General features: G+C 33.3%; 15 protein-coding genes and 1 tRNA gene. 13 read left to right on the forward strand and 3 right to left on the reverse strand.

Going from position 1 to position 12,828, the window contains the following annotated elements; translation table 11 throughout:
• Positions 1-50 precede the first annotated feature (50 nt).
• Positions 51-752, reverse strand: a complete 702-nt coding sequence (locus H3T48_RS02280; RefSeq protein WP_198188211.1) for an MgtC/SapB family protein — start codon at positions 750-752, stop codon at positions 51-53.
• A gap of 239 nt (positions 753-991) precedes the next feature.
• Between H3T48_RS02280 and H3T48_RS02285 the strand changes: the two genes are divergently transcribed.
• The 6 genes from H3T48_RS02285 (at position 992) to H3T48_RS02310 (ending at position 2,802) form a co-directional block, all read left to right on the forward strand.
• Positions 992-1,192: an immunity protein gene (locus tag H3T48_RS02285; RefSeq protein WP_198188214.1), complete on the forward strand. Its 201-nt coding sequence runs from the start codon at positions 992-994 to the stop codon at positions 1,190-1,192.
• Positions 1,193-1,421: 229 nt separating this feature from the next.
• Positions 1,422-1,494, forward strand: a tRNA-Thr gene (locus H3T48_RS02290).
• A 286-nt stretch (positions 1,495-1,780) separates the two neighbouring features.
• Positions 1,781-1,897 (forward strand): helix-turn-helix domain-containing protein, encoded by a 117-nt coding sequence (locus tag H3T48_RS08945; protein WP_198188324.1) that lies wholly within the window; start codon positions 1,781-1,783, stop codon positions 1,895-1,897.
• Between the two features lie 90 nt (positions 1,898-1,987).
• Positions 1,988-2,200, forward strand: coding sequence for a DNA cytosine methyltransferase (locus H3T48_RS08890; RefSeq protein ID WP_198188216.1), 213 nt, complete (start codon positions 1,988-1,990; stop codon positions 2,198-2,200).
• A gap of 37 nt (positions 2,201-2,237) precedes the next feature.
• Positions 2,238-2,522 (forward strand): DNA cytosine methyltransferase, encoded by a 285-nt coding sequence (locus H3T48_RS08895; protein ID WP_370567443.1) that lies wholly within the window; start codon positions 2,238-2,240, stop codon positions 2,520-2,522.
• Positions 2,523-2,580: 58 nt separating this feature from the next.
• Positions 2,581-2,802, forward strand: coding sequence for a hypothetical protein (locus tag H3T48_RS02310; RefSeq protein WP_198188217.1), 222 nt, complete (start codon positions 2,581-2,583; stop codon positions 2,800-2,802).
• Positions 2,803-3,404: 602 nt separating this feature from the next.
• On the opposite strand, the gene H3T48_RS02315 is transcribed toward H3T48_RS02310, so the two are convergent.
• Entirely contained in the window at positions 3,405-4,415 is a 1,011-nt protein-coding gene (locus H3T48_RS02315) for a hypothetical protein (RefSeq protein ID WP_198188218.1), read from the reverse strand.
• 306 nt (positions 4,416-4,721) lie between these two features.
• Here H3T48_RS02315 and H3T48_RS02320 point away from each other — a divergent pair, with 306 nt between their 5' ends.
• Positions 4,722-5,678 carry an NAD(P)-dependent oxidoreductase gene (locus H3T48_RS02320; protein ID WP_198188219.1) on the forward strand — a complete coding sequence of 319 codons (957 nt, stop codon included), beginning with the start codon at positions 4,722-4,724 and terminating at the stop codon, positions 5,676-5,678.
• 85 nt (positions 5,679-5,763) lie between these two features.
• On the opposite strand, the gene H3T48_RS02325 is transcribed toward H3T48_RS02320, so the two are convergent.
• Positions 5,764-6,159, reverse strand: coding sequence for a hypothetical protein (locus H3T48_RS02325; RefSeq protein ID WP_074426140.1), 396 nt, complete (start codon positions 6,157-6,159; stop codon positions 5,764-5,766).
• A gap of 165 nt (positions 6,160-6,324) precedes the next feature.
• On the opposite strand from H3T48_RS02325, the gene H3T48_RS02330 reads away from it, so the two are divergent.
• The 6 genes from H3T48_RS02330 to H3T48_RS02355 all read left to right on the forward strand — a co-directional run bounded on the left by H3T48_RS02330 (position 6,325) and on the right by H3T48_RS02355 (position 12,677).
• The gene (locus H3T48_RS02330) at positions 6,325-6,816 is read left to right on the forward strand and encodes a PTS sugar transporter subunit IIB (protein WP_074426139.1); all 492 of its coding nucleotides are present in this window, start codon (positions 6,325-6,327) and stop codon (positions 6,814-6,816) included.
• A gap of 2 nt (positions 6,817-6,818) precedes the next feature.
• Positions 6,819-7,649 (forward strand): PTS sugar transporter subunit IIC, encoded by an 831-nt coding sequence (locus tag H3T48_RS02335; RefSeq protein WP_109714952.1) that lies wholly within the window; start codon positions 6,819-6,821, stop codon positions 7,647-7,649.
• Positions 7,639-8,472: a PTS system mannose/fructose/sorbose family transporter subunit IID gene (locus tag H3T48_RS02340; protein ID WP_074426137.1), complete on the forward strand. Its 834-nt coding sequence runs from the start codon at positions 7,639-7,641 to the stop codon at positions 8,470-8,472. Before H3T48_RS02335 ends, H3T48_RS02340 begins: the two co-directional genes overlap by 11 nt.
• Before the next feature lie 271 nt (positions 8,473-8,743).
• The gene (locus tag H3T48_RS02345; protein ID WP_074426136.1) at positions 8,744-9,754 is read left to right on the forward strand and encodes a LacI family DNA-binding transcriptional regulator; all 1,011 of its coding nucleotides are present in this window, start codon (positions 8,744-8,746) and stop codon (positions 9,752-9,754) included.
• A 14-nt stretch (positions 9,755-9,768) separates the two neighbouring features.
• Complete coding sequence (locus H3T48_RS02350; protein ID WP_198188220.1) at positions 9,769-11,196, forward strand: DUF4874 domain-containing protein; 1,428 nt, start codon at positions 9,769-9,771, stop codon at positions 11,194-11,196.
• 14 nt (positions 11,197-11,210) lie between these two features.
• The gene (locus H3T48_RS02355) at positions 11,211-12,677 is read left to right on the forward strand and encodes a DUF4874 domain-containing protein (RefSeq protein WP_162542483.1); all 1,467 of its coding nucleotides are present in this window, start codon (positions 11,211-11,213) and stop codon (positions 12,675-12,677) included.
• The last annotated feature ends 151 nt before the right edge of the window (positions 12,678-12,828 follow it).

The raw sequence follows: 12,828 nt of genomic DNA on the forward strand, positions 1-12,828 counted from the left end.
GTACAAAAAAATAAGCAGCCAGCAAGCGCTACTACTTATTTTTTAAGACATTACTTGCCTAAGCTAGTGTAGCTAATGCGTTTAATGTCAGGATATTTGCGTAATGCCATAATAATGTTATTTTCATCAATATTATTATTGATAATGCCATCAACGAAGAAAATTATTTTTTCGTCGCTAACATATAAAATTTTAACTGACACATTTTCAACATGATTGGCCGATAATTCTTTTTCGATTGTCTTCAAAATGCCATGTTTGTTGACCGCTTCGATTTGAATGTTGAAGCGAATATGCATGATGATTTTATTAATTATAGTATCATCATGAAAAATCATTTGAACTATGAAGAGAATCGCAGTAGCAATAATGCCTAAAAAGTATAACCCGGAACCAATTGCCATGCCGATTGCAGCTGTTGCCCAAACACCGGCAGCGGTTGTCAAACCGGAAATCTGACTTTTCTTAACTAAAATAGTTCCTGCACCAATAAATGAAATACCGGAAACTATTTGTGCAGCTATACGAGAAGCATCATATTCCATTCCGGAAATTTTTATCAAGTCAGCAAACCCATATTTAGAAAGAATCATAAATAACGCAGAAGAAAAAGCTACTACAATGTGGGTTCTAACCCCCGCACTTTTTCTCTGAATTGCTCTTTCGTAGCCGATTAAAGCACCACATAAGGAAGCTATTACTAGGCGTAATATCCAAGGTAGTTGAGCACTAATCGGTGATATATCTACCATTATCTCACTCCTTTGAAAAAACAATAGTTAATATTATACACTTAAAAAGTGTTAAAAGAGAGGTGTTTTTGGTAAAGTATAGAAAATTAAGTTTGAGATATTTATTGAAAAATATTTACTTTTACTCTTTATGTGCTATAACTATTAGCAACATTTAGTAATACTGAAAGTATAAAGAATTTTATCCTATAGTTGGATTGAGATTGTCGGTTACTAATAATTATAACGGAGAAAATAAGATGATGGAACAACTTACAGGTATTGTAGGAATCCTGCTTGGGATTTGGGAAATATATGCTGTTTATAAGGCTTTTAAGGATACTAAGCAGCGAGGAAATAAAAATACTTCTACCTTTCTACCATTGGCTCTATGGAGCGGAGTGGTTTTAGCTTTAGCTTTTATAGGGATTGGCATAGCACTAGTCATGAAAATGTATTAGGCGAATTATTGAACACTAAATTCATCAATAAGATTAATTAGTGCAGAAGCAACTATTGCAACAAGCGATTTTTGATTTCTGCGCTTTTTTCTTGCCAAAATTTTGCATGATATCTTACATTCTGTTGCTACTGAGCAAAAAGAATGTGGTAAGGTATAGAAAATCGTAAAAAGTACTTGCGCAAACAAAGCTAATATGTTTTAATAAATATCGTTGTCGAGTTGACAATGCTGACTTAGCTCAGTTGGCAGAGCACGTCACTAGTAATGATGAGGTCGGAGGTTCGAATCCTCTAGTCAGCATTTAGAAGAATCATTTAAAGTAATTAACCTTGATTTATCAGCATTTTAAGCAGATAAGTTAAGGTTTTTTTCTATTTAAAGCGTAGATGATGTGCATGTAGCGCAATTAATGCACGTGACTTTGAGAGTGGAATAATGTGAGAGGCATAAATATATAATTTACCCTTCTCTTAATTATTGAAAAAAGCGTGTATGTATTACTCTAACATGAGAGAATAATACCATAATGGTGAAAGCCGTGACTTTTTCATATGATCCTTTGTAGTCAACTTTATATGGGAAGAAAATTTCAAAAAATCAATTTAAAAAGATTTGCAAACTTTCAAGTAATACAATTTCGCAGTTAGTAAATAATAAAAATACTACTGTGGAAACATTAGATAAAATTTGTAATAAATTGTAATATTGAGAATATAGTTATGCATATCGATAATAGTAAGTCTTTATTTTACAGTCCAAAGTATGATATAAAACTGGATTAAATACAATTTCTTTGTTTAGCGGAGCAGGTGGTTTAGATTTAGGATTAAAAAAGGCAGGTTTTAATATTGTATATGCTAACGATAATTATGCACCAGCAGTTGAAAAATATTTAGTTAATATAGAAAATAAAGATATTAGAAAAGTTAATGAAACTGGATTACCAGATGCTGATGTAGTAGGCGTTTTTCCATGTCAACCTTTTTCAACTGCTGATAACAGATAATGATAGAGGAAATTTATATCTGAATGCTATACGATTCATAAAAGCTAAAAGACCTAAAGTTGTCATTATGGAAAACATTAGAGGTCTTTTGTCAATGAAAAATAAAGATGGCTCCAAACTAATAGATACAATAGTTTCTATCTTAGAAAATGTGGAACCAGGATATGAAGTTAAATATAAACTTTTAAAAGCAAGTGACTATGAAGTCCTTGAAAACCGTTTTAGTGTAGTTATTATAGCCTTTAGTAAAGGTTTAAATATAAATAAAAATATTCTAAATCAAGATGAGTGTGAGATTTGTCTCCTCAAAGTCAGAAGCTAGTAGAATATATCCCAGAAGGGGCTAATGTTATCATCCGAAGCTATAAGTTATATCTAAAATGGATAATAAGATTAAGGGGAAGGTCAATTGGAATAAAAGTTTAGTACATATACTTAAAAGAGACGCAACCCCTGTTGTTACAGAGCAATTTAGTTTAAGTACGGATAATAGTATTAATATACTGATTGCTGTTGCATTAAGAAAGATTTCCGTTGATTTTAGATATAGGTCAGAAATTTCAAGTTTATTAGATATATTTGAAGACATAAAAAACAATTGAGAGAAATGGAGCTAACGCATAAAAAAATAGTTTTACTATATCCATCATTTAATACAAAAAAGTCTGAAAGTCTAAATTTGTAATATGTTATATTTAACCCGTCTTCTATATATGCAATTTTTGTCAATATTGCCAATGAAAATGGAGCAACTTTTTTGGAAAGTTTGCATGCTTTTGCAAAAGAAGTTGTTAGTATTTTAGTTGCATGAAAAAAGTCTAATTAGAATTTGTTTTATTATGTAATATTTACTCTAAGATTTAGATAGATTCTATAGAGTTATCTATTATGATTTTTGTTTTCTAAATTTAGGGTTATAGATAGCTTTTAGAAAATCAGAGTTTTCCATTCTGCTGCTAAATAAGTATCAATGTTGATGGTTGTCAGCAAACCAATCATAGCTATTCTTTTTTGAAGATTTTTTGGGTAAGCAAGCTTATTACTAGATATAGAATTTATTAAGGAATAACGGAGCAGTACAGATAGAGTTATAGCTGCTCCATGATTTGTTTTAAAAATTTCTTTTCATACTTAGCATTAGTTTTTTATGAAGTTAATATTGTTCAGGTTTATTATTAATATGCTTTTTTTCAGTACGGATTTTTTATTCTTGAGTTAAATCAAAAAGTAACTTTTTAGCATAAAAATTTCCAGCTGAATCCATATAAATAAGGCAAATGTTATCTTTAGCTTTAGATATATATTCTTTTAATTCGCTATCCAGTTTAAAAAATAATATAGTAGACATTTCAAAAGGTTTAACATTTTCAAATTCAAAAGGAGTATATTCTGGAACATTATTTATATTTTCAACTAGGGGACCATAGTAATAATTTATTTTTGAAATTTCCCAGTGTTGATGATTTGTTTTTTTAATATTTGAGCCCAAGCTCCATCCTATGAATCTCAAGTGTATAGAATTATTTTTGTCATTATTGAACCAAAAGCAAAAAGTGCTGGAATTTATATTTAGAAAGTTTTTAATCACTACTCCGTTATCATCCATAATGGATATTGAACGGTAACTATGAATTAAGTTTTTTAAAAATGTAGGAATCAGAGAACCTATCACGCCAGAACTTATTAGTCCAGAACAAATTACTGAAATATTCTTTATGTTCTTTAAAGATGCAAGATAATAGACCATTAAAATAAAGCCAATAGCCAGTATAATAAAAATCACATGGTAACTATTTTTATTATCACTACCAAAGTCGTCTTCGAAAAAACTTTTATAGTCATAAAATCCATTGGTAATTCTACCAAAAATAAAATTTATTAAAAGCGCTATAATAACTACTAGCAAAGCCAGTGCAATAACATGACTTTTAAAGTATGTATAAGAAATAGATAATAGTATAATATACAAATAAGAACAAAGAAAAATAAAAAAGCAAGCTTTAAAACTGTAGATTTCTATAAACGATAATAAAAATAAGCATATTAGAATAAATAAGGATATAGTGTTTTTAGAAAAGTTGCTAAAAAAAATTAATGTAAAATATCCGTCAAAAAATTCAAGCAACTTACTAAAAACAAAAAAAGCTATTCTCCAAGCGCTAATATCTAATCTATATTTTATTTTTTTGGCATCTATTATCAATGTATTTCTCAATTTAAAACCTCACTTAAGTTGATTATCTATACGATTATATATAGTTAATATGGTGTGCAAAGCTGCTATAATTAATTTATTACGAATAAAGAGTTTAGTGGAAAACAAATATTTATATATTAAAGTATATGAAACCTATAGATGGTCATTCAATATGATTTTCAAATATGAAAAATGGGGGATAAACAAAAATAAAATTTTTTTAGCTAAAATCTGCTATAGCAAGATCTATTGCTTCACTAAACATTGCAATTGCTATAATAATAGTTATTAATAATTTTTAGCTATTAAAAAGGAATAATAAAGATGAATAAAGCAAAAATTTTGGTAACTGGAATTATTCCAGAAGCGGGATTAACAGAATTAAAAGAAAATTTTGAAGTGATTCATGCGCCTGAACATGAGACTAGAAAATGGGTTTTAGCACATTTATCTGAATACGAAGGCTTAATACTCATTGGGATGAAAGGTGACCGAGAGCTAATAGATGCGGGAACTAACCTAAAAATCATTACAGCTAGTGGTGTAGGATATGACCACATTGATATTGATTATGCTAAGCAAAAGGGAATTGTTGTTGCGAATTGCCCTAAGAGCGTTCTGGTTCCTACTGCTGAAATGACGTTTGCCCTATTATTAGCAACTGTAAGGCGATTGCATTTTTATGATAAAAATATTCGTCAAGGAAAATGGGTCAATGTTTCTAAACCAGAAAATATGGGAACAGGACTTCAAGGAAAAGCACTTGGTATTTATGGTATGGGGCGAATTGGTTCTGAAGTTGCTAAATATGCTCAGGTATTTGGGATGAAAGTTATTTATCATAACAGACATCAATTAGCGTCTGAGGTTGAAAAAGCGGAGCATGTTAGCTACGTCGACTTTGATACGCTAGTTAAAACATCAGATGTTATTACACTCCATGCGCCAGCTTTACCTTCAACAACTGGCGTCTTTAATTCGAAAGTGTTTAAGCAAATGAAAAAGACTGCTTATATTATTAATGCTGCGCGTGGACAATTAATTAACCAAGATGATTTGATATCAGCGCTAAAAAATGGAGAGATAGCTGGAGCCGGACTAGATGTTTATGAAACTGAACCACAAGTTCCGCAAGCTTTATGTGAATTAGACAACGTGGTTTTAGCTCCTCATGCAGGTACTGGAACTTTAGAGGCTAGAACGGAGACAGCTAAAGAAGCGTCTAGAAACCTTATTTCTTATTTGTGTGACCACAAAGCTTTGAATCAAGTTAATGAATAAACAAGATTATGAAAAACAGCCAAGTTATTACTTGGCTGTTTTTGTCTGTCTATAAAATCATTAACTGAATTTTGGGGTAGCATCTTTATTTAATTTCTTCAATAACCAGACCACTCCGGAAATTAAAAATTAATTCAATAAGTAAAAATACTAAAAAGATAATAGCTGCTGAAGCATTTTGTGAAAAAGGTACATAGCTTTTAATCATAGGCGGAATTAATAATAAAGCAGCAATCATGAAAGCTATTAAGAGTGCAGACTTTGGGTTCGGAATAACTTTATAATGAGCGTCAGTATTATTAATAATCATTTTTGCTGAGCGATTTAGTCCGTCTTGAGCCAGTTGTAGCGTGTCCCCTTTTTTTAAATTTAATTTTAAAGCATAGCCAGCTGCAATACTTCCTACTTTTAAACCATTAACTATTACAGTTGTAGGCTTGCCCATTGAAATATTACTTTTTGATCGTTGAACTGTAATCATACCGTTACACTTTCTTTAATAATAGATATTTAAGATTAGCTTATTAATAAAGCAATTCAATGTCAATCTTGTTTAGTAAAAAAAAATATGTTTACAAAACAAAATATATAAACTATAATTTTGTTGTAAATTAATGTAAGCGTTAACAAAAAGGGGTGAAAAATCGTGCAATTGGTTAATGTGAGAGTTGATAGCCGTTTGATTCATGGTCAGGTGGCTCGTGTATGGACTGGGCAATTAGGTGCAGAGCGCTTAATGGTCGTTGGCGACAAAGTATCTAAAGATGACTTGGAAAAAACAGCTTTAAAATTAGCTCGTCCCACTCAAGCAGCTTTAAGTATTTTGCCACCAGATCGTGCAAGTAACAATATTGTTCAAGGACGCTATGCGGACCAAAAAATATTTATTATTACTCGTGAACCAGAGGCTCTGGTTGAAATGGTCGAAGCAGGAGTACCGATTAAAGAAGTTAATGTTGGTAATTTGCCAAGTGGTGAGGGCAGACTGCAACTATTCAAGAGTGTGGGAGTTAATGACGAAGAAATAAAGGCTTTTAAGGAACTTGATGCTCGGGGAGTAAAGCTTTATCACCAGATGGTACCGAACGACCCTAGAGAAGACTTTATGTCTGAATTAAATAAACGGATGGAGAAATAATAATGAATTCATTGAGTGTAGTTCAAATAATTTTGCTGTCTTTGTTTGCTTTCTTCCAAATCAATGAAATTATCACAGTTGGTATCGGTTTTGGTAACCCAGTTAATGCTGGATTAATTGCAGGACTAATTGTTGGTGATGTGAAATTAGGTTTGGCCGTAGGAGCAACATTGCAGTTAATGATATTAGGTGTCGGTACTTTTGGTGGTGCTTCGATTCCTGATTATGCCACTGGAGCAATCATAGGTACTGCAATTGCGCATATTTCAGGAAAAGGCATTAACTATGGTATTGGTGTTGCTATTCCAGTTGGTCTATTGATGGTGCAACTTGATATTTTGGCTCGTTTTACTAATACCTACTTTGCACACAGAATAGATAAGGCAATCGATCGTAACGATGATAAAGCTGTTGTACGAAATAGTCTTTATGGGGCTATTCCGTGGGGGCTTTCAAGATCAGTTCCTGTACTGTTAGTGTTGATTTTTGGTGAAGCATTTGTCAAAAATGTACTGAACTATATGCCACAGTGGTTAATGGGTGGATTAAAATCTGCCGGAAGCATGTTACCAGCAGTTGGTATTGCTATCTTAATGCATTATTTGCCTATTAAAAAATTTGGTGCATATATGATTTTTGGCTTTGTAGCCGCTGCTTATTTAAACATACCGATGCTTGGTGTTGCACTTGTCGGAGTCGGCTTTGCCATTAATCATTATAATTCTATTATTCATGATAAAAACCAGTCTGGTAGCGGTAATGGGTTAAATACAGAAAAAGCTGCTGAAATGAGTGTTGATGATAAAGGAGTAATTACAGGTGATGAAGAATAATACTACAGAAAAAACTCCGACAACGCAGAGTCATAAGTTAACTAAAAAAGATATTCGTAGCGCTAATTTACGCTGGATTTTTACCTCTGCACTAAGCTGGAACTACGAAACTATGATGGCTCCAGGCTATGTTGGTTCACAAATGCCAATTTTACGTAAATTATATGGTGATAAGCCTGAAGATATGAAGAAAATGATGCGTGTGCAGTCTGAGTACTTTAATACCAGTCCGCATATGGGCTCCATTATTCAAGGTGTCGACATTGCCCTAGAAGAAAAAGAGGGTATTGATTCAGTTGATGGTATAAGAGGTGTTAAAACTGGCCTTATGGGACCATTTGCTGCTGTAGGTGACACCTTATTAGGTACCGTTCAATCCACTATTTTTGGTGCGATTGCATCATATATGGCTCTTAAAGGTAACCCGTTTGGCGCTATTTTATGGATGGTTGCATTAGGTATTATCTACATTTGGTCTTATACTTGGATGCCATTTGCCTATAAACAAGGGGTCAACCTAGTTACTTCAATGAGTTCTAAGCTTAACGCATTGACTGACTCAGCAACCCTGCTAGGAGTGACGGTTGTAGGAGCTTTGATTCCAACTGTTATTACTTTAAAAATCCCGTTAATCTTTAGAGCTGGAAAAGTTTCAATGAAGTTGCAGGATATTTTTAATCAGATAATGCCATCATTGTTGCCAGTTTTACTAGTTGCCTTTATTTATTGGCTGCTAGATCGTAAACATATGAACTCTACTAGAGCAACTTGGTTTGTTTTAGTATTGGCTATTATTTTATTCAATTTAAAAATTGTTGCATAAAACATAGAAATTTAAATATAGTCAGATTATCTGCTGAAAAAAGCCTGTTGCAAAAATAAGCAGGTAAATTGAGAAAACGCGGATGGATTGACAATAATGATACAACCGTATTTTCTTTGATTTACAAAAGAATATTTGATAGCATAATTGCAAAAAATGCTGTAATAGCAGATTATGTTTAGATTATCAGGTTCTAAAGTTTATATTTTAAAACAAATTTTAATAGCACCTGTATAATAACCAAATATGAAAGATGAGAAGATAAAATAAAATGGCTAATATCAGACAGGTAGCTCAATTGGCAGGTGTTTCGGCTGGTACAGTTTCACGAATCTTAAATAATGACACTTCCCTAAGTGTAACTGATCAAACGCGTATAAAAGTTTTGGCAGCCACTAAAAAGTTGAATTATCATACAAAAAATAAAAGTAAAAAGAGTCCCGTCATTGGCGTGCTGACAACTATGAATTTAGACCAAGTAGCAGAATATACATATTATCAGCAAATAAAGCAGGGGATTATTGAAGAACTTAAAAAAGAGAAAATGACGTTAAGTTCGATCTACTATTTGAATAAATCTTTAGACAGTTCATTTTGGGACAGATTATATTATTGGGACGGCGTAATTGTTATTGGTAGTTTATCCGAATCAGCCATTACTGAATTAAAAAAATTGAACTCTAATATTGTAATTATTGAGGCAAGATATAAAAGTAATTCAGTAAAACTAGTTAATGCTAATTTAACTGCTGGGGTAAAAGAAGCTTTAGCACAGCTTGAAAAGTTTGCTCAAACTAATATCGTATATGTTGGCGGTCCGCGTTATATGACTAACTTGCAAGGAGAAAAAACTCAGGCAAAAGGTGAAGTTCGTTTAAATTGTTACCGAGAGTGGATGAAGCTGCATGATCAGGATGAATGCTCAATCAGTACTTCTGGTTGGAGTATTGAAGATGGGGTTCAAGCTGGCAAACAAATTGTCCAATTACCTATTTTTCCTAAGGGAATTTTGGCTGGAAATGACCAAATAGCAATCGGAATAATGAGAGAATTGTACACAAAAGGCTTTCGTGCTCCTGAAGATTACCATATTATTGGATTCGATAATATTCAAATGTCCAAATATTATATTCCAAGATTATCATCAGTTTCAGTTCCGGAAAAGGACCTAGGTACAACTGCTGTCCATTTAATTAGAGAAGATATATTAGAGAATAAGTCGCGTGCTGCTACTACGCTACTGGAAGTTGAACTAATTTTGCGAGAAAGTACTGGTAATTAGTTTGGGAGGAAAAAATGGAAAATTATTATCCTGAGCAGTTAAGTGGAGATCAAACGAAGATTTTACTCACAAATCCTGATCGTGGTTTTCGCTTTGAAGTTTATTTGGATGTAAAAACGGGTAAAAGCATATATGAATATGCGGAGGAAGATGCTATTTCCGCGTTAAAAAGAGAAGCATCACTGTATACAGATGATCAGCCACAAATAGTACAAGTCTATTTTTACTTAACAGGTTACCAGCATGCCCCTTTAGATGCACAAGCTTTTGACCATATGAGTGCATTTTTTGAGGAGCTGGCTAAATTAAATTTAAAAGCATTACTTCGTTTTGCTTATATTTCTGAAGATAAAAGACCTTATAGACAGGCTCCTAGTTTGCAGAGAATACAGCAACATTTGGAGCAATTATCTGGCTGGCTCCAGGAACATCGCCAGCAAATTCATGCTTTGCAGGCAGGCATTATTGGACCTTGGGGAGAATGGTCTGCCCATGCTCGAGAAACAACTGATGAATCAGCAATTCTGCATAGTTTGCTGTTAAATTCTCCTCAGGATCTAGCTGTACAGGTACGTTACTTAAATATAAAAAATCGCAATATAGGTGCTGCTGAAAAAGAGAATGAACAACGAATTGGTTTTCATGATGACTTTTTAATTGGCATTGGACATGAGTGGAACACAGCGGGTAAAAATTATGATTCAAATGAGTATCAACAATTAATAAGAGATTCAAAAAAAACAATTGTTGATGGCGAAAGTATCTGGCTATTTGCCAATCCTATGTATTTAAAAGCAAAATACGTAGATCCTGAATTGACCACACAAAGAATGGTTGAAAATCATTTTACTACCTTAAGTATTGCGCATAATTACCATGAGATAAAAACTAATTCATATTATAATGTGACTTTAGAAAATGAATTAAAAAGAACTGGCAAACCCGAGGGTCTAAAATTTCCTCAAATGGGCTCATTTGAATATTGGAAACATGTCCCTGTTACGCCGGATTTACTAGATAAAAAGAACTGGCCTTATCAAAAATCATGGTTTTTGAACCAAAAGAATCAGACAATTGAACGTAATTATTTTGAATATTTACGTGATTATTTAGGCTACCGTTTAGAAGTTAAACAAATAAGTTATAACTCCACTTTAAATGCTGCCGTTTATCTCACACTGAAGAATACCGGTTTTGCCGCTCCTTTGGCTTTGCAGCAAATAGAGTTATTTGCTGCAGATCAACAACAGAATATTATTGGTAAAGCTTTCGTGGAAAAAAGTGCTTTACAAACTAACCGAGAAGTAACTACAGTTATTCCATTGACTAAATCTGAACAGCCTGACAAAGTCGGCGTTAAACTACTTGCCACTAATGGTAGTACGGCACGTCTGTCTAATGAGTGTCAGTGGGCAGATGGCATCAACTGGTTTAAATTATGACTGAGAGGATCATCATGAAAAAAGTATTTAAAAAATCCACTTTAATAGCTGTATTTTTAGGACTATTTCTTTTACAAAGCCAGCAAAGTTTATCTTCAGTAAAGGCTGTAGCCGTTACTGGATATGATGAAAAGCCCTTAACCGAGCAGCAAAATCAAGAAATGGCAAACAATACCGATCGCGGCTTTCGGTTAGAGTTAAATTTAAATGTTAAAACCGGCATGGGACTATGGGGCAATGCGGATAAAACAGGAATAGCGCAAATGAAAAATGCGACAGCTACATTTGCTGATGATAATCCGCGACTTGCACAAGTATATTTTTATCTGACTGATTATAAAAATAAGCCACTAGATAAAACTGCCTTTAATAATATGAATCAATATTTCAAAAAGTTAAAGCAAAACCATTTACAGGCTGTATTACGTTTTGCATATATTTGGGATGATGCTCATCCCAAATCTCAGGAACCTACAACTGAGCAAGTGGTTGCACATATTAAGCAGCTAGCTCCTTGGATTGCTCAGCATCGCGATCAAATAGCTAATTTACAAGCTGGATTTATTGGAGCTTGGGGGGAATGGGACAGCGGAGCACGCAGTCGCATGAATGAAAAAGCAATTCTGCAGGCATTATTAGCTAATACCCCTAAAGACTTATTTATCCAAGTCAGATATTACAACATCAAGTCGCGGAATATTGATCCGCAGAGTTCTGACTGGCAAAGAGTTGGATTTCATGATGATTACTTGATTGGTCGCCCTCACGAGTGGAATACCGCAGGTGCAGATCCTAATTCTGCTGAATGGAAGGCGATGGCAGAACAATCTCAGACTGTACCGGTTGACGGTGAAATGATTTGGGGTTCTGCCAATGCATCAGACAATAACGGTCAGTTAATTTCTGCACCACTGATTGCTCACCGCCTTGCAGTTGATCATTTTACTTCATTGAGTATAGCTCATAATTACAAAGAAGATGGCAAGGACTATTCTTTGAGTTCTTGGAAACGGCAATTAGTAACACCAACTCTTTTAGAGCAATATAAATTACCGTATCAAAAATCATGGTTTAAAGACACTAATGATAATGAAATAAGCCGTTCTTGGTATGAATATATTAGGGATTATCTGGGTTACAGATTAGCAGTTAAAGATATTAGCTATCAAGCAGATGAGAAGAGTATTGACTATCAAGTTAATTTAACTAATTATGGCCTGGCTGCTCCTGTTTTAATTAATAAAGCAGAATTGGTATTACTGAATGCATCTAAAAAGGCAGTGGCTACTAAAGAAATAACAGATGTTGCACATTTGCAATCGCTTCAAGTTTTGCCAATTGAATGGCAAGTAGACAAAGCGCTGGTCAAAAAAGCAAAATATTTAGCTTTCAAGTTTACTGGCTATAGTAATACAGGAAACCGCTTGGCAAACAATATAGCTTTTGCTAAGGGATATAATTATTTGCTGACACTTAAATAAATAGTTATAAAAAGACAAAAACCAATAAATTACATTTCTCAAAACGATAATTTATCGGTTTTTTATTTACGATAAAAATTAAAGGCAAAATTTATCTATTTTTTTAATCCCAGTTAGCGTTGATGCATTGTGTCGAGCTTGTTTTAAAGCA

Source organism: Lactobacillus sp. M0403 (assembly GCF_016101265.1).
GTDB classification, from domain to species: Bacteria; Bacillota; Bacilli; order Lactobacillales; family Lactobacillaceae; genus Lactobacillus; species Lactobacillus apis.

Excerpts from the sequence above, each read along its gene's own strand:
- H3T48_RS02285 (WP_198188214.1), top strand. The coding sequence starts at position 992 with ATGATGGAACAACTTACAGGTATTGTAGGAATCCTGCTTGGGATTTGG.
- H3T48_RS02340 (WP_074426137.1), top strand. The coding sequence starts at position 7,639 with ATGAAGAATAATACTACAGAAAAAACTCCGACAACGCAGAGTCATAAG.
- H3T48_RS02355 (WP_162542483.1), top strand. The coding sequence starts at position 11,211 with ATGAAAAAAGTATTTAAAAAATCCACTTTAATAGCTGTATTTTTAGGA.
- H3T48_RS02280 (WP_198188211.1), bottom strand. The coding sequence starts at position 752 with ATGGTAGATATATCACCGATTAGTGCTCAACTACCTTGGATATTACGC.
- H3T48_RS02335 (WP_109714952.1), top strand. The coding sequence starts at position 6,819 with ATGAATTCATTGAGTGTAGTTCAAATAATTTTGCTGTCTTTGTTTGCT.
- H3T48_RS02320 (WP_198188219.1), top strand. The coding sequence starts at position 4,722 with ATGAATAAAGCAAAAATTTTGGTAACTGGAATTATTCCAGAAGCGGGA.
- H3T48_RS02345 (WP_074426136.1), top strand. The coding sequence starts at position 8,744 with ATGGCTAATATCAGACAGGTAGCTCAATTGGCAGGTGTTTCGGCTGGT.
- H3T48_RS02310 (WP_198188217.1), top strand. The coding sequence starts at position 2,581 with ATGGATAATAAGATTAAGGGGAAGGTCAATTGGAATAAAAGTTTAGTA.
- H3T48_RS02350 (WP_198188220.1), top strand. The coding sequence starts at position 9,769 with ATGGAAAATTATTATCCTGAGCAGTTAAGTGGAGATCAAACGAAGATT.
- H3T48_RS02325 (WP_074426140.1), bottom strand. The coding sequence starts at position 6,159 with ATGATTACAGTTCAACGATCAAAAAGTAATATTTCAATGGGCAAGCCT.